The organism is Methylosinus sp. Sm6 (assembly GCF_019802345.1).
GTDB lineage: Bacteria > Pseudomonadota > Alphaproteobacteria > Rhizobiales > Beijerinckiaceae > Methylosinus.
The window spans coordinates 1-23858 of record NZ_JAINDZ010000022.1; the positions used below are offsets into that span (position 1 = coordinate 1).

At 61.2% G+C, this 23858-nt stretch carries 21 protein-coding genes and 1 pseudogene; 1 reads left to right on the forward strand and 21 read right to left on the reverse strand.

The genetic code is table 11. From position 1 onward, the window contains the following. Nucleotides 1-430 precede the first annotated feature (430 nt). From rfbA to rfbB, 3 genes are all read right to left on the reverse strand, one after another. Complete coding sequence (gene rfbA / locus K3F48_RS14915) at nt 431-1300, reverse strand: glucose-1-phosphate thymidylyltransferase RfbA (RefSeq protein WP_222576228.1); 870 nt, start codon at nt 1298-1300, stop codon at nt 431-433. Nucleotides 1301-1510: 210 nt separating this feature from the next. Next, nucleotides 1511-2065 (reverse strand): dTDP-4-dehydrorhamnose 3,5-epimerase, encoded by a 555-nt coding sequence (gene rfbC, locus K3F48_RS14920; protein WP_222576229.1) that lies wholly within the window; start codon nt 2063-2065, stop codon nt 1511-1513. A 4-nt stretch (nt 2066-2069) separates the two neighbouring features. Beyond that, entirely contained in the window at nt 2070-3167 is a 1098-nt protein-coding gene (gene rfbB / locus K3F48_RS14925; protein ID WP_222576230.1) for a dTDP-glucose 4,6-dehydratase, read from the reverse strand. A 1399-nt stretch (nt 3168-4566) separates the two neighbouring features. On the opposite strand from rfbB, the gene K3F48_RS14930 reads away from it, so the two are divergent. After that, complete coding sequence (locus tag K3F48_RS14930; RefSeq protein WP_222576231.1) at nt 4567-4779, forward strand: hypothetical protein; 213 nt, start codon at nt 4567-4569, stop codon at nt 4777-4779. A 21-nt stretch (nt 4780-4800) separates the two neighbouring features. On the opposite strand, the gene K3F48_RS14935 is transcribed toward K3F48_RS14930, so the two are convergent. From K3F48_RS14935 to K3F48_RS15020, 18 genes and pseudogenes are all read right to left on the reverse strand, one after another. Continuing rightward, nucleotides 4801-5010, reverse strand: coding sequence for a hypothetical protein (locus K3F48_RS14935; RefSeq protein WP_222576232.1), 210 nt, complete (start codon nt 5008-5010; stop codon nt 4801-4803). Between the two features lie 131 nt (nt 5011-5141). Continuing rightward, complete coding sequence (locus K3F48_RS14940; RefSeq protein ID WP_222576233.1) at nt 5142-5642, reverse strand: hypothetical protein; 501 nt, start codon at nt 5640-5642, stop codon at nt 5142-5144. A gap of 18 nt (nt 5643-5660) precedes the next feature. Continuing rightward, nucleotides 5661-6200 (reverse strand): hypothetical protein, encoded by a 540-nt coding sequence (locus K3F48_RS14945; RefSeq protein WP_222576234.1) that lies wholly within the window; start codon nt 6198-6200, stop codon nt 5661-5663. Nucleotides 6201-6431: 231 nt separating this feature from the next. Beyond that, nucleotides 6432-7868, reverse strand: coding sequence for an O-antigen ligase (locus K3F48_RS14950; RefSeq protein ID WP_222576235.1), 1437 nt, complete (start codon nt 7866-7868; stop codon nt 6432-6434). An 85-nt stretch (nt 7869-7953) separates the two neighbouring features. Continuing rightward, on the reverse strand, nt 7954-8409 hold the full coding sequence (locus K3F48_RS14955; protein WP_222576236.1) for a hypothetical protein: 456 nt from the start codon (nt 8407-8409) through the stop codon (nt 7954-7956). A 376-nt stretch (nt 8410-8785) separates the two neighbouring features. Continuing rightward, entirely contained in the window at nt 8786-9475 is a 690-nt protein-coding gene (locus K3F48_RS14960) for a class I SAM-dependent methyltransferase (protein WP_222576237.1), read from the reverse strand. A 140-nt stretch (nt 9476-9615) separates the two neighbouring features. Further along, nucleotides 9616-9978 carry a hypothetical protein gene (locus K3F48_RS14965; RefSeq protein WP_222576238.1) on the reverse strand — a complete coding sequence of 121 codons (363 nt, stop codon included), beginning with the start codon at nt 9976-9978 and terminating at the stop codon, nt 9616-9618. Between the two features lie 467 nt (nt 9979-10445). Further along, the gene (locus K3F48_RS14970; protein WP_222576239.1) at nt 10446-11573 is read right to left on the reverse strand and encodes a glycosyltransferase family 4 protein; all 1128 of its coding nucleotides are present in this window, start codon (nt 11571-11573) and stop codon (nt 10446-10448) included. A gap of 17 nt (nt 11574-11590) precedes the next feature. Further along, nucleotides 11591-12685: a glycosyltransferase gene (locus K3F48_RS24940; protein WP_222576240.1), complete on the reverse strand. Its 1095-nt coding sequence runs from the start codon at nt 12683-12685 to the stop codon at nt 11591-11593. Nucleotides 12686-12727: 42 nt separating this feature from the next. After that, nucleotides 12728-13699 (reverse strand): glycosyltransferase family 4 protein, encoded by a 972-nt coding sequence (locus K3F48_RS14980; protein WP_222576241.1) that lies wholly within the window; start codon nt 13697-13699, stop codon nt 12728-12730. Nucleotides 13700-13856: 157 nt separating this feature from the next. Continuing rightward, nucleotides 13857-15002, reverse strand: a complete 1146-nt coding sequence (locus K3F48_RS14985) for a glycosyltransferase family 4 protein (RefSeq protein WP_222576242.1) — start codon at nt 15000-15002, stop codon at nt 13857-13859. After that, a complete protein-coding gene (locus K3F48_RS14990) occupies nt 14984-16081 on the reverse strand; it encodes an EpsG family protein (RefSeq protein WP_222576243.1) in 1098 nt (365 codons plus the stop codon). The genes K3F48_RS14985 and K3F48_RS14990 overlap by 19 nt, the downstream gene beginning before the upstream one ends. Nucleotide 16082: 1 nt before the next feature. Then, nucleotides 16083-18071 (reverse strand): annotated as a pseudogene (gene asnB / locus K3F48_RS24945) (asparagine synthase (glutamine-hydrolyzing)). Between the two features lie 73 nt (nt 18072-18144). After that, on the reverse strand, nt 18145-19116 hold the full coding sequence (locus K3F48_RS15000) for a glycosyltransferase (protein WP_222576244.1): 972 nt from the start codon (nt 19114-19116) through the stop codon (nt 18145-18147). 27 nt (nt 19117-19143) lie between these two features. Next, the gene (locus tag K3F48_RS15005) at nt 19144-20166 is read right to left on the reverse strand and encodes a glycosyltransferase family 2 protein (protein WP_222576245.1); all 1023 of its coding nucleotides are present in this window, start codon (nt 20164-20166) and stop codon (nt 19144-19146) included. Continuing rightward, a complete protein-coding gene (locus K3F48_RS15010) occupies nt 20163-22082 on the reverse strand; it encodes an acyltransferase family protein (protein WP_222576246.1) in 1920 nt (639 codons plus the stop codon). The genes K3F48_RS15005 and K3F48_RS15010 overlap by 4 nt, the downstream gene beginning before the upstream one ends. A gap of 62 nt (nt 22083-22144) precedes the next feature. Then, on the reverse strand, nt 22145-23239 hold the full coding sequence (locus K3F48_RS24950) for a class I SAM-dependent methyltransferase (RefSeq protein ID WP_222576247.1): 1095 nt from the start codon (nt 23237-23239) through the stop codon (nt 22145-22147). Next, entirely contained in the window at nt 23236-23805 is a 570-nt protein-coding gene (locus K3F48_RS15020) for a CatB-related O-acetyltransferase (protein ID WP_222576248.1), read from the reverse strand. Before K3F48_RS15020 ends, K3F48_RS24950 begins: the two co-directional genes overlap by 4 nt. Nucleotides 23806-23858 lie beyond the last annotated feature (53 nt).

A 23858-nucleotide genomic window follows, 5' to 3' on the forward strand; every position in this document is an offset into this window, starting at 1 on the left:
AGTCGCCAAACTCAGGACCGGATTAGAATCAATGTCATGCGCTTGTACAACCAATTTTTGTGCCGGACAGCCGTGGGCTCGTCCCGGCCATCCACGCCGCAACGCCGAGGTTTCTCGCAATTTTAGGCTCGACGACTTGGCTTGAAGCGTGAAATCCGCAGATCGAGGCTGTTTTCTCGGCGTGTCTCCGCGGCTTGGCGTGGATGGCCGGGACAAGCCCGGCCATGGCGGCGGCATGCATAGCAAGACGGGTGCATGCGGTAGCCTTAAAGGGGAGGGTAGTACGCCTCTTCCTGCGTTCACCCCATTGCCCTGTGTGGCGCCTCGGCGACAGTGTGCGGAAACCGTCTCTCGACATCGAGGTCGTCATGCGCGCGAAAACCGTGCTCTCGTCGCAAATCGAGGGCGCGCAACCGACCCTCGCCGAGCGTCATCTCTCGTTCAAGACCTGCAACAGATAGGCGCCATATTGGTTCTTGGCGAGCCTGCGCGCCGCGGCGCGCAGCGCATCCGCGTCGATCCAGCCTCGATGAAAGGCGATCTCCTCGAGGCAGGCGATTCGCTGGCCCTGGCGCAGCTCGATGGCGCGCACATATTCGGCCGCCTCCAGCAGCGAGGCCGGCGTTCCCGTGTCGAGCCAGGCGAAGCCGCGTCCGAGCCGCTGCACATTCAGATCCCCGAGCGACAGATAGACATTGTTGAGATCGGTGATCTCGAGCTCGCCGCGTGACGAGGGCTTCAGCTCGGCGGCGAAGCGCGGCGCCCGCTCGTCATAGAAATAGAGCCCCGTCACCGCCCAATTGGATTTGGGCGTCCTCGGCTTCTCCTCGAGCGACAGAGCGCGTCCCTCGGCGTCGAACTCGACGACGCCGTAACGCTCGGGATCGCTGACGTGATAGGCGAACACCGTCGCGCCGGCGCCGGAGCCCTCGGCCCCTGTCAGCGCCTCGATGAGCCCGTGGCCATAGAAGATGTTGTCGCCGAGCACGAGCACGGATTGGCGTCCCTCGACGAAGCTCGCCCCGATGACATAGGCCTGCGCGAGTCCGTCCGGACTGGGCTGCACGGCATAGGTGAGCGAGATGCCCCATTGCGCGCCGCTGCCGAGCAGCCGCTCGAACGCCGACATGTCCTCCGGCGTCGTGATGATCAGAATTTCCCGCACGCCCGCCAGCATCAGCGTGCTCAGCGGGTAATAGATCATCGGCTTGTCATAGACCGGAAGCAATTGCTTGGAGGTGGCGAGCGTCACCGGATAAAGCCGCGTGCCGCTGCCGCCGGCGAGAATGATTCCGCGCATGTCAGACTCCTCGGAGAGACGGCGTCGCCAGCAGGCGGTCGACGCGGGCGGCGAGCGAGGCCCGCCAATGGGGAAGCGCGCGGCGGTGAAGCCGCGCGAGTTCGTTGTTGTCGAGACGCGAATTCGCCGGGAGCCGAGCCGGCGGCGCGCTCCAGCAGATCAAGAGATGATTTGGCCCTGCGCTCCGATGACGGCGGCGCATGGAGGCCGTCAGTCGAATGCGTCCGGGAGGTCGCGCAGGCGTGGCCAGCGGCGGTCCTTGTCGGAGAGGATGGCGCGCTCCGGCGTGACCGGCCATTCGACGCCGAGATCGGGATCGTCGAAGGCGAGCCCGCGATCATTGGCGGCGGAATAGAAATTCGTCACCTTGTAGACGACTTCCGTGTCCGGCTCCACGGTGCAGAAGGCGTGCGCGAAGTCGATCGGCACGATGAGCTGCCGCCAATTCTCGGCGGAAAGCTCCACGGCGACGTGGCGTCCGAATGTCGGCGAGGAGCGGCGGATGTCGACGGCGACGTCGAGAATGCGGCCGCGCACGACGCGCACCAGCTTGGCCTGCGCGAAAGGCGCCGTCTGGAAATGCAGGCCACGGATCACGCCGACCTCGCGCGAGAGCGAATGATTGTCCTGCACGAAGCGATAATGCAGGCCATGAGCGTCCCATTTGCTCTGATTATGCGTCTCGGAGAAGAAGCCGCGCTCGTCGCCGAATTTCTTGGGCGTGACGATCTTGACGCCCTCGAGCGCCGTCTCTTCGACGATCATGCCTTCACTCTCCGGCCGCGACGGCCATGGTCGACGGCCGCTCGCTCGGCGCCGTGAACTGGCCGAGCCGCTCGCCGCGATATTTGCCGGAGCGGATCGCCTGCCACCAGTCCTCATTGTCGAGATACCAGCGCATGGTCTTGCGAATGCCGGTCTCGAAAGTCTCCGAGGCGCGCCAGCCGAGCTCGCGCTCGATCTTCGCGCAATCGATCGCATAGCGCAGATCATGGCCTGGGCGATCGGTCACATAAGCGATGAGCTCGCGATAGGGCCCCGCGGCGCGCGGGCGGATTTCATCGAGAATGTCGCAGATCGTCGTGACGACGTCGATGTTGCGCATCTCCGAGCGGCCGCCGATGTTGTACGTCTCGCCGACGGCGCCGCGCGTCGCCACCAGCAGCAGCGCCGCGGCGTGATCGTCGACGTAGAGCCAGTCGCGCACATTCTCGCCGCGGCCATAGACCGGCAGCGGCCGTCCCTCGAGCGCATTGAGGATCATCAAGGGAATCAGCTTCTCGGGGAAGTGATAGGGCCCGTAATTATTCGAGCAATTGGTGACGATGGTCGGCAGGCCATAGGTCTCGCGCCAGGCGCGCGCCAGATGGTCCGAGCCGGCCTTGGACGCCGAATAGGGCGAGTTGGGCGAATAGGGCGTATCCTCGCGGAACAGCCCGGTGGCGCCGAGCGCGCCGAACACTTCGTCGGTGGAGATGTGCAGGAAGCGGAAGGCGGCGGCGCGCTCGGCGTCGAGCGCGCGCCAATAGTCGAGCGCGGCGTCGAGCATGGTGAAAGTGCCGACGACATTGGTGTGGATGAAGGCCGCGGGACCGTCGATCGAGCGATCGACATGGCTCTCGGCGGCGAGATGCATCACAATGTCGGGCTGAAACTCCCGCATCGCCGCAGCGACCGCCTCGCGATCGCAGATGTCGGCCCTGCGGAAGGAATAGCGCGGGTCATCGGCGACAGGCGCGAGCGAATCGAGATTGCCCGCATAAGTGAGCTTGTCGAACACGAGGAGATGATGAGGCGTCGCCTCGATGATGCGCCGGGAAACGGCCGATCCTATGAACCCCGCGCCGCCGGTGACGAGCATTCGCATAGTGTGGTTAATCCATGTCAGAGAATTTCTCGTATCGGGAGCAATCCGATAGCCTGGAACCCGACCGAAGAACAGCGTCGAAATCTTTGGCGTCGATCCGAACGGCGCTCTCGAGATCGCCGAATTCCGGGCGACGGATCGCGCCAGAAAGATCGAATGTCGTTACCTCATTCAGGATCGTCGTCACCGGTTTGGGCCGCGCATCTCGCCGGCTTCGCGCAAGAAATGGGCCTCGCGCGTCGGGGCGGCGTCGGTCACATCAGCGCGCGCCGTCGCGGGGCTGGCCCCCGTCCCTGAGCATTTCGGCGAGAGACTCCAAGGCCCCCTGCAAGGACGGCCGTTCGAACTCGTTCGATGCAGGGCGGCTCGGCGGCTCGAGCTGCTCCGCTCGATCGTCGTCTCGACGCTCGAGCGCTCGATCCTGTCCGACGATGTCGGACTGCTCCGCAGCCCTTGCTTTCGCCGAAAGCACAGATGCGGCTGGAGCGACCGAACGCGGGCGCGGCGACATCCTCTTCTCGATATGCGACGCCGCCGCATTCGGTCCTTTGTCGTTGCGGATTTGGCTGGGCGCGGACGCCGGCTTCGCGTCCGCGGCGGCAGGAGATTCGACGCGCGGCGACGTCGAGAAGCGTATCGAGCCCACAGCCGACGACGCTCCATTGTCGGAGAACGAGAAGCGGCCCGGCCAAATCCTGGCGTTCGGCGGCGACGGCGCAGCGGCCGCCGTTGTCTGCGGCGGAGCGACGTGCGCGCCGAGGGAGGGCGTCTCCATGGCGATTTCCGAAGACAGGGGCCTCGCCTGCTCTGTCGTGGCGTCGACGGGCGCCTCTTCGATCGTCTCCTGCGAATGCTTTACCTTCGGCGGCTCGGCGATCGCTTCGTCCCGGGTCGCGGGTCGCGCCGCTTTCGGCGCAACGTCCGTCGCCCGGACAGTCTCGACCCTATTCGGTCGCGGAAGCGGATCGACGGCGTCGTCCGGCCAAACCAGCCGAGCCCCGAGACCCGACGCGACGAGCAGGACCGCCGCAGCGATATAGCTCACAGCGGGCAGCCTTTCCGGCCGCCCCGCGGCTCCCGCCGGATTGCGATTCGGCGTGGCCCGCGCGCGACGCCGATCCGTCGGCTCGCTGTCTTTCTCGTCGGATCTCGCGTTTCGCTTCGCTTTCGGCCGCGCGGCGGCGACATCACGGGCCCGGGGACTCTGAAATCGCGCTCCGTCCGCGGCGACGCTGCCGCAGGAGCGACGTTCGTCGTCGAGGCGACCGCGCTTCGGCTCGGTCCGAACGGCGCTTTCCCCACAGGCGTTCGAAGGAGCTCGCGGCGGCTTGTCAAAAATGAGCTTGCGAAGCTCTTCCTTTTCCAGAGTCAGGCGGAACTGCTCGTCGTCGGCGCTGCGATGATCCGGTTTTTCCGGACGACGGCCGACGACGGCCTCGAATTCCACGGTATCTTTCACCATCCGCTCGGCCTCCTGGCTGCCGGCGCATCTCCGAAGAGGATGCAGCGGCCGGATCGGATAGACGCACGGAACAAAAACAGGAGAATCGCATCGGATCAACGGCGGCGCCGGATGGAGCAGAGCCTCGAGATCGTCGATGTCGAGATTTGACGCGCGATCCGATCATGCCGATCATCGGCCAATCAGGGAAAGATGCGGAAAGCGCGGATCGCCGAAATAACGGCGGCCGCTAAACAAGCCGATCGACCGTGTAGCGGACGAGATGGCGTCGTGGCGCGACGCGGGCATGGCCTGTCGATGGGTTCGAACGGCCGTTCGACAACCGCGGGGAGGATCGGCGAAGAAGGCGGCCATCTGTCTCCTGAAGCGAATGCCCTGCATGAAAAACCTTCCCTGATTTCAGAACCCGACTCTCAAACGGCGGCGTAGGCGCCGACGCCGACAATTCGCCGACGGACGCTCGCGCCGATTTTTGGCGACGGGCCGTCTTTGCCTGCACACACGCCCAACTCTCATCGGCACGCCCTCTCGCCGAGGCCGATCAGTTCACGGCCGGTGAGAGTATTCTCGGGATTCAACGTCATGTCGTCGAGCATATGGCGCCGAAGCACCTCCTCTCGCACTCGCGACGGATAGGCGTCGAGCAGCAATGCATTCCCGGTCGTCGAGACGAACGAGCCCTCCAGCGCGGCGTGGAACCAGAGGATGGCGTTCGGTCGCACGCATCTGTTCTTCGCAGCCAATTTGATCGTGCAAGCGGAAGCGCAGGTGCCTTCGATCACAACCAGAGCCTCCGATCTGTTCGCAGCGGCGACGGCGTTCACATAGCTCGAAATGTCTCCGCCACGATCCACGGGATGCGGCCCAAAGAGCTTCGCCCAGCCGGTCACCTCGTTGTGCGACGATGCGGCCGTTCGAGGGACGAGCAACAGCAGACAGGCCAGGACGACGACCAAGCCAAAGGCCGGAGTCGCGCTCGGCTTCGCCGTTACCGAATGGTCGAACCGCGCCATCACGCAATCCCTTCCGCGTCAGCGCAAAATTTCCTCTGGAATTTCGAAGCCGATCGGATCCGGGCAATATTCGTGACCCCGAAAATAGGCGCACGCCACATAAGAATGGACGCGCCCTGGAACGACGTCGGCGTCGAACAACTGCCCCGATAGGCCATCCGCCTGGACATATTTCGATCGTCCGGCGGGGATGCGATATATTCTCAAGTCGTGGGGCGTCGGCTCCCAGGTCAAGACGACGCCCATGGCGCCCTCGCGCCAATCGAAACCCGCCCGGAGCTGGGCCGGAGCAAAGGCCGCCGTCGACAGATCGTCGGAAAGGTGGAGCTTTTCATTCCCGGCGGAAATAGCGACGACCTCTGAACGAACTCGTGTCTCGAACGGTGAAGATCCGATCAGATGGACTGCGCCAGCCGCGACAAGCACGGCGAACGCCACGCCTCCTTTGACCAGATAGCTTCGCTCGAAGAAGCCGCCGAGTCGCCGAGCGGCTCTCGCGGCCGTGAGCAAATTTTCGATCCAGCGGAAAGGCGGACGCAAATTCAGATCTGTGGCCATTGCGCCGAGATCCTCCTCAAAGGCGCTCGAAAAAACAGCCGCGAGCGCAACAAGCGTTGCCCATTCTGGAGACCTTTCCGTCGCCGATGGAAACAAGGACTGGCCGCGTGATTCAGCCGATTTGACAGGGCCGACAGAGCGCGCCTGAAGGCTCGCGGTCCAAGCGCGGCCCTGGACCGCGAGCCTTCAGGCATCGCTCTCGAGATGCTTCAAATTCGTCGACGCAAGCCACTAGCGAGCCGCGGTCCGATGCGCCGAACGAACGACCAGGCGGTCGTCCAACGCGCCGACTCCTGCAACCGCCGCGACGTTACGCCAACCGACCAGATTCCCGCACGCCAGGGCAAATACGCAGGCCAGGGCGGTCGTGCGCAGCGGGTAATCCACCAGGGAATGAATCGCCAGCAGCAAAACCACGATGCTGGATGCGCGCGCCAGTCTCTGGTCGAAATCGTCGACGCCATTGCCGACGTCGCGCCAGACTCGCCTGCTCGCGGCCAATAGGCTGACGGACAATACGGCGACGACCGCCAAGCTCGGCAAGCCGCCTTCCAGCCACAATTCCAACCAGTCGTTATGAGCGCGATTGATCAGCTCCGGCGTGATCTGCTGCGGAGTCTCGAACCATTGATAGATCGACGCAAAGGTCCCGAATCCCGCCCCGACCGGCGTATACGCGCTCGCCGCAGTCCATGTCGTGCGAAAAATCTCGACGCGCGGCTCGATCCTCTCGACGATCTGGACGAGCGCGTCGCTCCAGACCGCCGCCGCGAGGACGGCGGCGCTCGCCGCAACCGCCAACAGCTTGCCGAGACGCCGAGAAACCTCTCCGGCGCGAGCCGCGACGAGGCTGTCCAAACGACCGAACTCGCGCAAAGCCATCGCCCCGAGCCCCAGCCCCGCCAAAACCATGAGCGACAGTCCTGCGCGCGAGCCCGCGGATACGACGCCGAAAATGAGCGTGACATAGAGCAAGAGACAGAGGACGAGCGGAACGGCTCTGATCTCGTCTCTGTCTCGAGCCAGGCCGATCGACCACGCGCCGAGCAGCGCCGCCGCGCTGTAGGACAACGCGCTGTAGTGATTTCTATTGGCGAAGAACCCCACCGCCGCGTTCACATTGGTGGTCTCGAAGAAGCGCAGCGGCGACTGAGGTCCGCCAGCGACCTGCGCAACTCCGAGAACGACGTTCAGCGCCGCGAACATCAGCACGAGAAACGCCATCGATCGGCGCGTTCCCGGCCCGAGAAACGCGGCTGACAGGAACACGGCGATCGGCGGAGCGAGCGAGAGACAGCTGCGCAGCGTGGTCTCAGGCCGAAGGCTGAGCGGGAGCCACGGCGGATCGATTCCCGCCTGAACGAAACCCTCATAAATCGACGATCTTCCCGCGAGGCTCGACCAAATCCAGGGCGGCAAGGGCCATAGCTGGACCGTTGGGACCGCGACGATGATCGCCGCGAGAAAAAGCGGGCCGAGACCAGACGCCGGCGAATTGAAGCGCATCAGACGGATCGCGGCGAGGAGGATGAGCGCCAAGCTGGCCAGCTGCGCGATCGCGTCCGACCAATGACCTTGCGTGGTCGCGCCGCCCAACGGGAGCATGACGGCAAACAGGGACACGACCAGCCACTCGCCGCCCGACTTGCGCAATGTGCGGTTCACCATCGAATGCTCCGACTATGAGCTTCTGGCGTCAAAAAAATGCGCGCACGCGTCGGAAAGCGTGCGCGCATTCGGGCAACGACACGAATCAAGGGCTGATCTGGATCACCACCGGAAAGGCGGAGCCGCCGTTAGAAGAATTGGAAGCGGCGAGGCCGGCGGCGATGCCGCCGCCCGCGAGGATGGCCGCGCCGGGGAGTATATATCCCGAGAGATCCGGGTCCGAGGATTGCGCCTTCGCCCCCTCGATTCGCTTCGAGCACTCTTTCCCGGAGACCGAGATCACGGCGATCGAACGGGGACCGATTTCGCGTTCTCCTTTGCACTTGCCGCGCAGGTAGGACACGGTCGCGGAGCCGTTGCCGACGGCCAAGCGATCGCCTTCCGACAGCTGGGTTCCCCGATTCGCCGTGACAATGCCCTCCACGGTTTGGATCGACACTTGGCCCGACGTCTCGCGGACGACGGCGACGGGCGCCGCCAGCGCCACGTTCGCGCTCAGTAGGACCGCTGCTACAGAAACCATTTTCGGCGCAATTTTCATATCAGGTCTCCCTTCGAAGGGCGCAGTTAGAACGCAATGTCGAATCGTCGACGCATCAACCTTTAAAGCGCAAATTTCGTCATGCATATCCAAGTCGCGCCTTGCCAAAGATAACAGCAACGTGTTTCGACAGACAAATGAAATTTCAACGTAAGTAGCTAGGACTTCAGCTTTGCCGCGCGTGTCGGCAGCGCTTCAATGCGCCTTTGCTTCGGCAGGCGAGCGCCCGGCCTCGAGCGGAACGGCGATGCTCGCGTCGCTCGTCCCCCGGTTCGCGACGACGAACGGCTCCGCGGCCGGCTCGACGGGAGACCTCCACGATGCACCGTCGCCCCGATGAACAATGCGGTGAGCCCGGTCGACTTACGCAATATTGCTAAATGACGCCGATCGAGCGGCCGATCCGATGATAGATCCTATGGACAATGCCGTTCACATGCGCCACGTAAGGGACCATTCCCTGTCCGACGGCTCTCGGATCGGCCGGCGTGCATTTGTACCGCCCCAGATCGACGAGGGCCGGCTTGCCCGAATAGGGCTTTCTCGCCACGAGCATCGCATCTGCCTGGGTCGCGCTATACCATTCCTTGTTGTCTTTCGATGGCGCGCTGTTGGTATGCGCATGCAGAACCTCCAGATTGACGTATCTTGCGAGGGCGATCATTCCATCCGTGAAAAATCGCCAGCAATCGACGGGGTACCGATGCTCGGCAAAGCCATTGGGAGCGATGATGCACAAGACCCCGTCCTTCTTCAGCACCCTGGTCATCTCGGCGACGGTGATCCAAAAGAACTCGATATGCTCGAGCGCCTGGCCCGAGATCACCACATCGAAGCTGTCGTCCGCCAATTCCTTCCAGGAATAGGGAGATTCCGGCACGAAATCCACGTTCGGGCCGGCCTCGATGTCCAAGCCGACATATTCGAACCTCGGATCGTCGAAAATTCTCCTGTAGGTGCCATTGACGCCGTAGCTCCCGACATCGAGAATCTTTGTCCTTTTGTCATGTGCCGACACATAATTTTGAACGAACCACTCCATTCTCAGCAACGAGCTTTTGTGCATGAATAGCCCTCCTCTCATCGAACAGCGGCATTTTGCGCTGATCTCTCCAGTGATGGAGACGCCGAAAGCGCGCACGCTCGACGTCGCAGCCATCGCCTTCGTTCTTGCCCGGAGGCAGTCGACGGCAGCATCAGCGGCTTTCAATCGACGGCTTCATGTTCTGGAATTTTGACGTGAAGCCTCGGAAGCTGCCGGCGCTTCCTGACGGCGGCGAGACCGTCGAAGAATTGGATGCTTTCGATCTCGGTCGTCCGCTCCGCCGAGCGCAAGCCCTTGCGCCAGTAATGCCTGTGCATGTCGTCGATCTTTTCCTTCAGGAATTCGATCGCCGTGCCCTTGCGCTCGAGTCCGCCGTCGTAGCACAGCGGCCAGTAGGCCGTTTGCATGTCCTCGATGATGTAGAGGCAGCCTTCGTCGAGCAGCGGAAAAAGCGCGTCGAAGCTCGCGCGCTGATCACTCGCAATATGGGAGCCGTCATCCAGCACAACGTCCAGCCCGCCCATTTCATCGACGACGCTGCGGAGAAAATCAGGTCGCTCTGCGAGCCGATGCGAACGAGCGCATCGTCGCCACCATAGGACGCGCATTGCGGGTTTATGTCGATTCCGAATATGCGCGCCTCCTTGCCCAAAAGCTTGCGCCAAAGTGCGAGAGAGCCGCCCTTATAAACGCCGATCTCAAGCATCTTGACGTCGGCGCCGCTATACGGCCCCAGCAAACAATCGTAAATCGGAAGATAATGCAGCCATTTGTAGACCATCCTTCCGTTGTTAGAAAAAAATATCTCGGCGGAACGCCCTCTATACCGAGACCTCAGCTCGTCTGTCGCGCTCGCGTAGAATTCGGAAACGGCCGGGTGCGGGAATATGAAATGCCGAAATCTGTTTTCGAGGCGCGCGAATATCGAAAACATTTCTTACCTCCAAAGACCACCGCAAAAATCGTGAGCCCCCGAAGCGGGGCGCGCTTATTATCCAGCTGGAGCCCGAGAATTCGCTAGGACATCCTCCCAGACGTCGAGCACCTTCGGCAGCCGATATGCCTCTCGAATTCGCATCGCGCTTGCGCGAGAAAGTCGCTCGATCTCTTCGGGAGCGGCCATTAATCGTTCCAATGCGATCGCCAGCGCCTCGACTCGGTCTCTTTTTCCATCGACGAGAACACCATTCACGTCGTTTTCGATCAGCGTGTCGGTTCCGGGACAATCATCGAAGGCCACTGCCGGCGTGCCACTGATCAAGGACTCGGCCGTCGCCAAGCCGAAGCTTTCATATCTCGACGGCGACACGAAGAGGCGGGCTTTGCGATATTCGAGGTCGATTTCCCTGATCGCGCCAGGCAGGTCGACACGATCTCTAAGGCCCAAATCGGCAACCTGCCGTTCGAGGTCGCCGCGCAGCTCTCCCTCGCCGACGATCCTCAAGGTCCAATCGGGAAAGCGCCATGCGAGTCTGGCGAAAGCGGCGATGAGGCAGGCGTGATCCTTCTGCGAGGCGAGGCGTCCGACCGCGAGCAATATCTTTCGATCCGCGGCAGCCTCTTTCACAGTCGAACCTTCGGGCGGCGGCGAGCCGATCGGATTGGGCACGACAACCATCCTGCGCCTCAGCCAATATGAAAATTGCATTCTGATCTGCTCGGAAACGACAGTGATCCTGATCGCGATCAAGGGCGTGAGCATGAGGAGCGCTTGCTGAAAAGGCCGGAGTCGATAATGCTCGAAGCCTATGTGCTCGCTCGCGACCACGGGAATGCCCGTGCCCACGAGCGCCATTCCGATCGGAATATACGAGCTGTGCATGAAGGCGATGACGACGTCCGGACGACGGTCCAATATTTCTCGCCGGATGAGCCAGACACGCTTGACGACTTCCCAGAGCTTCGAGCTGCGCTCGACCGTTCCGACGCCCAGAAACAACCGCTGCACGGAGGGAGAGAGCGGATAGTACGGCTGCGTATCGGGCGGATCGCTGGTGATGAGAGTGACGCAGTGCCCGCGGTCGACGAGCCCGGATGCGACACTGGCGAGCACGCGCTCCGCGCCGCCGCCGGGAAGGCTCATGGCCTTGATCACAAGCGCTATATTCAGGCGAGACACAGGCTCCTCCATTGTCGTTATGCCAGCCCCAGGGCGGCGAGATGACGCGCGACGACCTCATCCGTCGTGAACGGACGCACGGCCTCCTGCAGCTTCTCGGCCTTCGGCTTCGTCTCGAGCGCTCTCAGGATCGCCCGCGCCAGGTCCTGCGGCGATCCGACCGGAACCAACTCACCGAACTCGCCATCCTTCAGCACCTCGCGCGGACCCGTGGGACAATTCGTCGAGACGACGGGACAGCCGCAAGCCATGGCCTCCACGAGGACATTGGGCAGACCTTCGACGCGGGACGCAAGAACGAACAGCCGCGCCTTCTGGAAATACTTCAGCGGATTGCTCTGGAATCCGAGGAGCTGCGCGCGATCTGCGAGCTCCAATCGATCGATCAGCGCCTGCAATTCCTCCCGCAGGGGACCGTCTCCCAAAATGACGAGCCGTGCGAATCTGCTGTCGTTGACGATCTTGACCGCTGCGATCACATCCGCGAATCTCTTTTCCGGCGCCAGCCGGCCAGCGGAAACGATGAGCGGAACGTCCGTATCCGCGAACCACGGATGGTCCACGCTTTCGTTCTTCTTTCGATGCAAATCGTCGTCGACAATGACATTGTAGATAGCCCTGTGGCGGGTCTGGCCGAAAACATTCCGATATTGCCCGACCATGTCTTTCGAGACGCATGTCAGCACGTCGGCTCTTCGCCACAGCAGCCGGCTGGCCTGCTTTAAAACCCATTTCTTGGAGAACGGAACGTTCGAATAGGCCTCATAGGGAGTGACGCGGGAGGAAACGCTCAATTTCGCACGCGATCCAGAAAGATATGTGGCGAAGGCCACCACAGCGTTGAGGTGATCCTCCGCGGAGAAGATCACATCCGGCTGCCTCTCGCTGATGAAGCGCGTGATGGGGATCAGCAGATTGACGGCGCGCGGTTGGCCGAAGTCATATATGCTTACTCCCCCGCTCTTCGGCGCGTCGACGCCGGGGGGCACATAGCCGAAAACGAAGTCCACGCGGTATCCTCTCTCGAGGAAGGCCTTGGCGAGACGAAGCTGAGCCAGAGGCACGCCCGACACGGAATATCTCGCGGTAAAAAAGCAGATCGCTTTGGTCACCTTTTGCATCCCGCGCGAGTTGGCTTATACGCCGCGAATGTGTCACCGACCGCCAAGCGCCTGCGCATACCGGGCGCGCGCCGCCGGATAGGAATACCGCTCTTCGTAAAGCGCCCTCACGTTTGGATCGAAGCTCGGCAATGAGACCCCGCCCAGCGAATTGATGGTCGCGACGAAATCATCACTGTTCTTGCAAATCCAACCGGCGCGCGCGGCGATGTCCTCATAGCCGCTGAAGGCCTCCGGCGTCCCGGCGATTTTTTTTCCGAACATCAAGGCCTCCGCGACCTTGGTCTTCATTCCCGAGCCGTCGAAAATCGGGGCGATCACGAGCTTCGCGCCGAAATACCATTGCGACAAGCTTTTCACGCCGCCGACAATGCGCACCTTCCCAGGACGCTCCAGATCGGGCTTCAACTCTTCCATGCCGCGTCCGACGACCACGGTCTCGCAATCGATCCTGGGCGCGACATTGTCGACGAACCAAACGATGCCGGCCTTGTTGGCGTAAAACGCGCCTCCCACGAACAAGACATAAGCGCCGCGCCCGATATCGCCGTCGACGTCCTGCGTCGACGTCATTTGATCTCTGAGCGCGAGGGGCGAGATCAACGACGCGCCTCGTCCATATGTCCGCTCGAGCCCTCGGCTGTCGGCCTCCGAGAGCGCTATGATCACGTCGCTGTGCTTCACCGCTTTCCGCTCGGCCAGGTAATTCGCGATCAGCACGAGCAGCGCGCGCGGAGTCCACGACGCACGAAGCGAGCCGAGGAAGAATCGCGCTTCGACGTTGTGGAAAAAGGTCGTGATCTTGACGGGACCGCCCTGCGACCGCAAGGCGGCCGCGACCTCCCCCATGTTCGAGCCGTCGATGAAAACCTGCGTGATCCTATTTTCCTGGACCATCTTCAGGATTGCGATCAGGGAAGCACGGCTCACCCCGTCGATGTGGCCGTTCATCGCAGCGACAACCGCGGCCGGCGTGCGCACCGGGGTCGGCTCCAGCTCGACCACAAATAGATTCTCTCCGAATATGTCGCGCAGACAATCACGGTTGAATCGCCAAAACAGCTCGCGTCCACCGGGGTATGACTCCCCCAATTTCTTCGTGACCAGCAACAGTCGCGGCATCGTGGAACCTTTCATTCGGCTTTCGGGTCTCGTGTCGACGTCACTGCGCCGCCAGCTCCTCGTATACCGCGAAGGTCTGCGCGATCACGATCTGCTCGTCGAATTTGGAAAGCGCTTTCTTGCGAGCGGCCTTCCCGAGGCGCTGAGCGAATTCTGGCTGGTCTTGCAGACGCGCGATCGCCGAGGCCAGCGCCTTCGTGTCGCCGACCGGCACCAGGAGACCGTCGATTTCGTGGGTGACGACCTCCCGACAGCCCGGCGCATCAGTCGTGACCAGCGCACGAGCACAGGCCGCGGCTTCGATCAGGATCGTGGGCAGGCCCTCGCGATAGCTCGGCAGCACGACAATGTCGACGCTCGCGAGCAGAGCGGGCATGTCGCCGACGTGGCCGAGCCATTGCACGAGCCCCTCCGCCTGCCACTCCCGCAGCTTGCGCTCCGGCACGGCCGCTGGATTCCCCTCGTCGGGAGCGCCCGCCAGCAGAAAATGCACGGACCTGTTTTCGTCCTTCAGCATTCGCGCGGCTTCGACGAATTCGGCGACGCCTTTGTCCCAGAGCATGCGCGCCGCGAGCACGACGCGGATCGCTCCCTCGGCGCGCGTGGGCGCCTCGCTCGGAGCCACGAACCGCGAGCAGTCCACTCCCGCGCCGCATATGAGCCGAATTCGTTCGCGCGGGGCGATATTCGACTGTTCGAAGAAATGCACATCGTCTGGATTCTGAAGAACGAGGCGCGCCTGCTCTCCTCCGAGAGCAGCGCGCATCAGCGCCCGCAGCGGCGGCCGGAGCACGCGCGCCTTGAGTTCGTTGTTCGTGAAAACATAGCCCATTCCAGCGACGGCGCTGACGCAACGCGCGCCGACCAGGCGCCCGGTGAGCGCGCCATAAACTGCACATTTTATGGTGAAGCTATGCACGATGTCGGGCTGCTCACGCTGCATGAAGTTCCACAGCCATGCGAGAAGCGTCAGCTCGCGAAAAGGATTCAAGCTGCCGCGATCCATCGGAGCGGCCACCCAATCGAAGCCGAGAGATCGAAGCTTCGCGCCATAGGGCCCCGGAGGCGACACCAGAATCACTCGATGGCCGCCATCGCGCAGCGCTGCGGCGAGAGATTTTTCGAAATTGTACAGATACCAGTCGGTGTTGGCGAAGAGAAGGAGCTTCAAAACGAACCATCCCATGGATAAAATTGATAAGGCAGCCAAAAATGCGCGTAGGTGGCGAAGTTCAGCCAGACAAAAAGGACTGCGCCATAATAAACGAGGATCGCAGCCGTGACAACCGGCGCATCCGCGACGGCGGTCCGCTTTCCCTCCCTCGGATCGGGCGTCGCCAGCGCGTCCGGCATTCGCGCAAAGACGACGAGCTGAAGAGGGAGCATATAGAGCGCCATTCGATCGATCGCCGTCGAGGCGCTCGTCACGGCCAGAGCAACCGGTAATGTCGCGGCAATGACCGCGAGCCATGTCCAGAGGTCCGCCTCGGCCTTCTCGAGCTGGAAACGCTTTCGCCAAACCAGAAAAATGATCGCCGGGACGGCGCCCATCAGAGTGCGCACGAGCGCTCCTTCCGATTGCATATCTGCCGTCACATAATTGCGATAGAGGTTGTCGGCGTCTTTCTCCAGCAGCACCTTGTAAAGACCGGCGCCGAGCAGAGCGATCCAGGCAGCCGTCGCATAGCGGTTCTTCGAGGATGCGAGCGCCGCGATCGGCATGATCAGCACCGCCGTCTTGTGGAAGGTGGCTCCGAGCGCGATCCAGATCGCAAACTTCAAATTGGAGCCTTTGCAGAGCGCGACGAAGCCGAGCATTGTGAACCCGAGGGCAATGCCCTGGCGGCTGTATCCCATGGCGACGACGATCACCAGATATGGCATCGCCACCGCCAGCGCGAGCCAGGGCTGTGGCTGCGCCCGACAAAAAGTCAGCAGTCCAAAGGAGAAGATCGCGCCGCCAGCCAGATTGACGCCGTAGATGTCCCATCCCAGGCCGACGCTGATCCAATTGAACAGATTATAGCCGGGATCACCACGCAGCAGCACCTCCCCGAGGTCGAGACCCGCTGTGTTGTCCAGCATCCTTTCATAAGACGCCCAGTCGCCACCCACTTCGTGGCGAAAACCGATCAGCAAGGTCAGCGACAGCCAGACGAAGTCCCAGACGATGGCTTTGCGCGCGTCGGCTATCGGCGCTTTCACGCTGCTGGAACTCGCCGCCAACAGCGCCGGCGCGAGGAACATCAGCCAATAGGGCAGCATTCTAGCCGTTGGCCTCCAGCCGGTTCTGAAAGATCAGAACGCTCCAGAGCTTCGCCGTCCGGTCGCGCCGGCCGCCGAGATATTCACGCCATACACGCCGAATGGGCGCCGCATCGAAATGGCCATCCCGTTCCAGCGTCGACTCCACGAGCAGGCTTTCCGCCCAATCACGCAGCGGTCCTCGCAGCCATTGGTGCAATCGAACGCCGAAGCCGGTTTTCGGCCGTTCGATCAGCGCGCGCGGCACATATTTGTCGAGCACTCGGCGGAGCGCCCATTTGCCTTGCCCGTTTCTGATCTTCTTATCCAGGGGGAGCCGCCATGCGATCTCGGCGACACGATGATCCAGAAAGGGAGCGCTCGTCGCGAGGCCGATCGACATGGCGGCTCGATCCACCTTGCATAATATGTCGTTTGGCAGATAGCTCATGCAGTCGCGGTACATCATCCGCAATTGGCCATGCTCCACACCAGTCGCCGGCAAAACGTCGCTCAATGGAATGGGCCGCTCTGGATCTCGCGCCGAGTCGTATCGAAGCACGTTCGACGACACTTGCCATTCCGAGACGAGATTGCGGTACAAATCGTCGAGGTCACGCGCGCCATGCAGGCGCGAAGCGAGCTTTTGCGCCTTCTCGCCCAGGCGAGCGACGCCTCGGCTTCCCGGCAACAGAGCATTGATCGGTCCGTTCAGGACCTCTCACCCCGCCATCGGCGCCGCCGCGAGCGACGCCGCGAGCGCGCTTCGCGCAGGATAAGGCAACCAAGCGAGGCGACGCCATATGCGCGGGGCCCAAAAGTAGCGGTGGTAGCCGCCGAACAGCTCATCGTCGGCATCTCCTGAGAGCGCCACGGCCACCTGCTCGCGGGCTGCGCGACAGACCGAATGAGTCGGGATCCGGGACGAGTCGGCGAACGGCTCGTCGTAAATGGCGGGTAGACGGGGAATGATGGCGCGCGCCTCGGCGGCGGTCACGAACAGCTCGGCGTGTTCGGTGCCGAGATGACGCGCGACGGCGCGCGCATGTGGCGCCTCGTCGAAGCCCGCGTCCTCGAAACCCACTGTAAAGGTGCGCACGCGGCGCGCCGATTGCCGTTGCATCAGCGCCACGATGGTGGAGGAATCGACGCCGCCGGAGAGAAACGCGCCGACAGGGACATCGGCGAGCGATTGAAATTGGATCGCCTCCCGCAGCCTGTCCTCGAGCGCGCGCACCGCCTCGTCTTCATTGTCGAACAGCTGACGCGCGCCCGCTTCGACCGTTGCTCCCAGCGACCACCAACGCCGCAGGGTGAGGCCGCGGCGCGCCGTCGATGGGCGTAGCGGATCGCCGGATATCGTCCCGGCCGAAGTGTCGATGCTGAGATCGCATTCCGGCTCAAGCTTGTAGACGCCGCTATAGATGCGGACATAGAGGAACCGCATGTAGAGCGCCAGCGCCTTGTGGCAGACCGGATTGGAGAAGCCTGGGAACGCGCGTAAGGCCTTGAGCTCGGACCCGAACACGAAATCGCGTCCCACCCAACCATAATAGAGCGGCTTCTCGCCGAAAAGGTCGCGCGCGATGTGAAGCGTGCGCGCAGTCGTGTCCCACAGCGCGATCGCGAACATGCCCACCGCGCGATCGAGCGTCGGCTCGACGCCCCAGCGCTCGAACGCCGCCAGCAGCGTCTCGGTGTCCGAATGGCCTCGCCAGGGCGCATACGCGCCAGCCTCCTCCAGCTCGGCCCGCATCTCCAGATGATTGTATATTTCGCCATTGAAAGCGACGACATATCGGCCGCCGATCGACCGCATCGGCTGCCGGCCATTGGCGGACACGTCGATGATCGACAGGCGCCGATGACCGAGAAAAGCCCGCCCCTGCTCGTCGCCCCATGCGCCTGACTCATCGGGCCCGCGGCTCGACAATCGCTCGCTCATTGCTGCGACAATGGACAAGCCTCGCTGCGCCGGCCCGGCGAACAGGCATCCCGCTATTCCGCACATCGATTCGCTGCTTCTTCTCAATGACAATCAAAAGCGAACGGGCGCCGAAGACGGAAGGCGCTCTCCCCGCCGATCAAATCAACAAATCCTTGGCAATGCTCTTCCAACCATAAAAATATTTGTATTTGCCGCGCAGCGCCATATCGGCGATCGCCGCCAGCCTGCCCGGATACGACACGTCGTGCAGCGCCGCCCTGTTTTCAAACGCATCGATATGTCTCGACAGTTCCCCGAGCACATCGCCGTAATCAGCGGCGACCTCGAGACGAGAAAATTCATCGCGCTTGGCGGCAAGATGGATGCACATCCTTCGAAATTGCAGGGCTTTGGTCAAATAATCCGATCTCGAATCGGCCCCTTTGAACTTCGCGCGCCATGTCAACATGGACACGCGTTCGGGCGTCGTCATCTGCGTGGCCGCAGACGAGTTGCTCCCGTGAATCCGCCATGTCTGGAGCACGTCTGTGGTTATGTGCTTGCATCCGAGCGCCTTCGCCCAACGATGTATATAGACATCGTGGTATTTGGGCATTTCAGCGTAATCTTCCGGGAGAATGAAGGCCACAAACTCTTTCGTCATCGCGGTGCAAGCCCCCGCGATATGCCCACCCGCGCTGGCTCCGACGCTCACACATTTTTGGAGCACAGTCAATCCGCAAGGCGTTCCATTCCCGTCAGTATATTCGGCATCGTTCACAAAAACGTGGCGGCGTGGGTTCTCCTCGATCAGACGAATCATCGTCGATATTTTGGTCCTCCGCCACGTGTCGTCCTGGTCGCTCAAAAAAATCACATCGCCGCGGCACAGCGACATCGCCCGAAGAAAGCTCCTGATGTGCCCGCTATTCTTTTCATTCGACACGACGCGGACCTCGAAGCTCGCCCGCCTTCTGAATTGCTCGATGATTGAAATCGTCTCGTCCCCCGAGCAATCGTCGCAGACCACCAGCTCATCAGGACGGCGATCCTGCTGCGCGAAGCTGTCGAGCTGCTCCTCTATCCATCTCGCGCCATTGTAGGTCGCCATTGCAATGGACACCTTCATCTCAGTCTCCTAAGCGCGCCGAGCGGATCAATGGCTTTTTTCCAGACAGGCCGCGTTTCCGCCCGGCGCCGACGGCCGCCCCCACTCCCGACGCACAATATCCCTCAGAAAGCTTCGAACTCCATTGAAATGACGATATTTACCCTGAGCCAGCATCTCCAATGCAATTCTCTTTTGCGCGAGGAAGCCTGCGTCTACGAGCTCGCTTCGGCGCAGCAGCGCTGACATCTCCACTTCCAGCTCAGCGAGCGCGGCGTCGATCACCCCGGCGCGAAACCTGCAGCCGGACGCTTCTCGAACTCGCGTCAAGCGTTCAGCTAAGCAATTGTTGTAATCCAATCGGTCTTTGTAGGACGACGCCGGCTCCGTTCTCATCTGGCTCACGAGAACATCCATCTTATTGATTCGAGCGACCGAGCTCGCGACCCATGTGGACGTGTTCTCGCCATGGCGCCGGATCAGCTGCAGCGGCTCCTCTATGACGCCATCGACCTTCAAGCCTCGTGCGATCGCATAAATCCACCAATCATGTCCGACTATCTCGTCGGGAATCGGGAAGGCGATGGATTTCAAGTCTCGATGCATCGCGGAAAGCGCCCCGGTCGCAAGCCCCATATTCGCTCCCCATCCGGATTTGACCTGACCGAGCTTCGTAGCGCCACGCCACCGCAGGTCACGATCGACGATTTTTCCGTCGTGGACGAACAGCAGCTTACTGTCGTCGGCGCGAAACGCGGCTTCAACGGCTTCCATTTTTCTCGGCAACCAGACATCATCCTGATCGGAAAAAAATACAATGTCTCCCCTGCAGCGGCGCGCGGCCGTCTCGAAATTCTTGGTGTACCCGAGGTTCGCCTCGTTTCTATAGACCATGACCGGAAAGGGTGCGCGTTTCGCAAAGGCCTCGACGATCGGAAGCGTCTCGTCGCTGGAACCGTCGTCGCAGACGATGAGCTCGTCAGGCAAACGGGTTTGAGAAAGAAACGATTCGAGCTGCGCGCCAATGTTCCTCTCGCCATTGAACGTCGCCATCGCGATCGACAGCTTCATTGTCTCGATCCTCCGCCCATCGTTACGACTCCCGTCGGATCGCGAAGCGTCCTCACACTCGCGAGGCGTTCGCCGAGGTATCTTGCGCCATGAATTGTCAAGTGGGAGCCGTCATAGGAGAGCAGCTTTCCGTCCTCCGTGAACAATCCGCATGACGTCTCGCTTCGACATAATAGATCATTGACGTCGATAAATTCAGCGTCCCTCAGCGACGCCTCGATGGCTCGGTTGATGGCCAAATGCTCCTCGGGGAGCTTGCTGCGATAGCGCAATCTCTCCTGGCTCTTCATCCGTATGAGTTCGCGCAGATCGACCTCTCCAAACGTCTTTGTTCCGAACACGACCACCGGCTTCCCAAATTCGCGCTTCAAGTTGGCGACGCTCCGCGCGACGAGAGGCGCTTGCCAGGCTTGCCAAGCCGATGCGATCCAGACAACGTCGGCTGCGAGCAGTAGGCCTCTGAGCTTCTCGTTTCGGTAGCCGCCATTCGCGCCGCTTCCGAGAAGACAAAAATTGCGGGCTTCATCGGCAATCTTTAGCAGAATGTCTTCGACATAGAGATTGCCGCAACGATGGGAAATGTGAAAAGTCGACAGCTCGATCCGTTCCTTTAAACCATCCGTCCCATCCAGCACCGCGTTCGCGATGTCTTCGGCGAAACTGTCACCGATGAGCATGACTTTCAGACGGCCGGAAGAACGAGAGAAGTTGCGAAGGAGCAAAGTGGAGAAGTTCTGTTCCACATATTTTCCGGCTTCCACTTTGGAAATGGCCCCCAGAGCTCTGTCCTCCTCGGGCAAGCGCGAGGCGAATCCGTTGGTATGATAGCCGACCACGCCAAAGCCAATGAATGCCGCCGACGCCACGCTCGATGACATGAAAATGCTCTTTCGATCAAATAGGCTTCGGTCTCTAAAGGGTTGCTCGACCAACCGCCAGCTCACGAAGGCTGAGAGGAACACCAGGGCGACGAGGGCGGGTGCGACCAATATATTCTCGCTGCTCGGCAAAGCATAGCGTGCGAATGCAAATATAGGTTGATGCCAGAGATACGCGCTGTAGCTGATAACGCCGACGCCCGTCATCAACTTGCAGCTCAAGAGCCGACCGACGCATGTCTCCCGCGTTGCAAAAACGACGATGAACAGAGCGCCAAGGGTCGGAGCGAGCGCATAAATGCCCGGATAGGGCGTGGCGGGCCCATAGAACAATATAGAAATCGCCACGAGCGAAAGTCCGGCCACGCCTCCATATTCTTTCAGCGATGGCGAGAGACCGGGCGCCTGCGAGAGGTAGAATGCCGAAAAGCAGCCCAGTATCAATTCCCAGGCTCGGGTCGGCAGCAAGAAAAAGCCGGCATTTGCGTTGTGGTATGCGGCCCAATGAGCGAGCAGCAAGCTGACGACGCCCCCCGCCGCCAAGGACCACAGCACAAACCGCTTTCCCAGTCGACACGATAGCAGGAGGAACGCCGGATATAAAATATAGAACTGCTCCTCTACGCTCAGGCTCCATGTGTGTAGCAATGGCTTCATCTCACCGGAAACATCGAAATACCCGCTCTCTCTCCAAAGGACAATGTTCGAGACAAAAAGCGGAACGCCGATCACGGTCTGCAGAAATTGCTTCATGTCTCCGGGCAGCAGGAGCAACCAAGCGAAGGGAAGGCTCGCCGCCATCACGAAAAACAGCGCCGGGAGGATTCGGCGCGCCCTGCGTTCGTAGAATTCCAGAATCGAGAACCGGCCAGACTCCATGTCCGAGATTATGATGGTCGTGATCAAATAGCCGCTTATGACGAAGAACACGTCCACCCCCACAAAGCCTCCTTTGGCGAGCCCAATTCCCGAATGGAAAAATATGACGGGGAAGATGGCTAACGCTCTGAGGCCGTCAATCTCTGGTCGATATTTCATAGTGTCAGGTCTCGAACGGTCTTGTCTCGACGATCGATAAGACGAGCGTCGCGTCCTCGGCGCTATGCCGCCGCGCTTCGTTTGCGGGCCGTCAAAGTGATGAATTCGAGCTTGTCCGTTTCGACATGCGAAAGCGCGATGCCGAGCGTCTCGAGAAACGGCAGCGATTTTCGATCGGCGCCATATGGATTTTCGCCGGCGGCAATGGATGCGCTTCTCGAATAGATAGATTTTCGTATCGATGTTCGACGAATCTTTGTGATCCCTTCGAAACCGACGGACGTAAGGACATGAGACAGGCTGGAGGGATTGAACAGGACGAGGTGTCGGGGCGCTTCGATCCCCCGCCAGTTCTTGCCGAACCGCTCGGCGCCGTGGCTGCCGATATTCGGCGTATCGATGTAGACGATTGCTCCCGGCTTCAAAAGCCGGTGGACCGCCATGAGCACGGACTTCGGCTGGTGAACATGTTCGATGACATGGCTCAACGTGATCGCGTCATACGCATTCTCTTCGGCTGTCGTGTCGTCGAGGATTCCGACCCGCACGTCGAGGCCTTTTCGTCGGGCAATATCCGCCGCGACCGGATCCGGCTCCAGACCCGAGACCGCCCATCCTGCATCGCGCGCATGCAGCAAGAAATCACCATTGCCACAACCGACATCGAGCAGCCGCGAGCCGCGATCAGGCTTTGGCAAATATCGAAAAGTGGCGTCTATCATCTCACGCTGCCGCGTCATGATCAAGGCCGCCAAAATTCCCAAATCGCTCGCGGGCTTCCGCTGCGTTCCATAGCGTCGGTTCGCATAGCCGTTCGCCAGCGATCTTTTTATTCGATTGAACGCGCTCAGTTCGTCGTTGCTTTTCCGAACGGCTTCGCTGTGCGTGTAGTATGAGCCATATGCTCCGCCTATGCTCGATGGGTTCGGACGCGGGTCGAGATAGGCGCTTCGGCAGCTTCGGCAACGGTAGAGAGTCCATTTGCCCTTGGCGACAAAGAAAACCTTATCGAAGATTTCGTCATGAAGCAGCGTGCGCTCTCGGTCGCCGCAGACAGGACACGCAGCAACCGCCTCCAGCTCCGAAGGCGGCCAGGGAATGGACCATGGCGGAGAAGAAATGCCTTCTTTTTCCGTTTTCGATTCGATCTCGATCACGCGAATGTTCCTTTGCAGAATCGATAACTGCCCGTTTCGGCTTTCTCCAAGAACGACGATATCCGATCGCTCAGCAGATCCGGCATTGCCTGAGCGATGTCCGCCTCCTGCCAGTCCCACCAGCGCAGAGCCAATAATCGATCAATCGTCTTCTCATCGAAGCGGTATCTGACGAGCCTTGCTGGATTCCCAACGACGATCGCATAGGGAGGAACGTCACGTGCGACGACGGCTCGAGCGCCTATTACGGCGCCGTCGCCGATCGTCACTCCAGACATGATCATCGCCTCCGCGCCGATCCATACATCGCTCCCGATGACCACGTCGCCCTTCGTTTTGGGATGGCCGGGATAGCCTTGTGCGCACGGCCACAGCCAACTGAAGGGAAAAGTGGTCACCCAATCTGTCCGGTGCTCCCCACCGAGAAAAATTCTTAGCCCCGGACCTATCGACGTATAATGGCCTATCTCGAGCACGGCGCCTTCGTTCCAAGAGAAGACCACAAGGTCGCCTCCGTATGTTCCCCGGCCGATCCGATATTGCGGAAAGCGCTCAGCGAGCGTCATTCTCCGCTCTCCAAAAAGCCGTCTGAAGATCTTGGACGCCAGTCGAAGCCAGT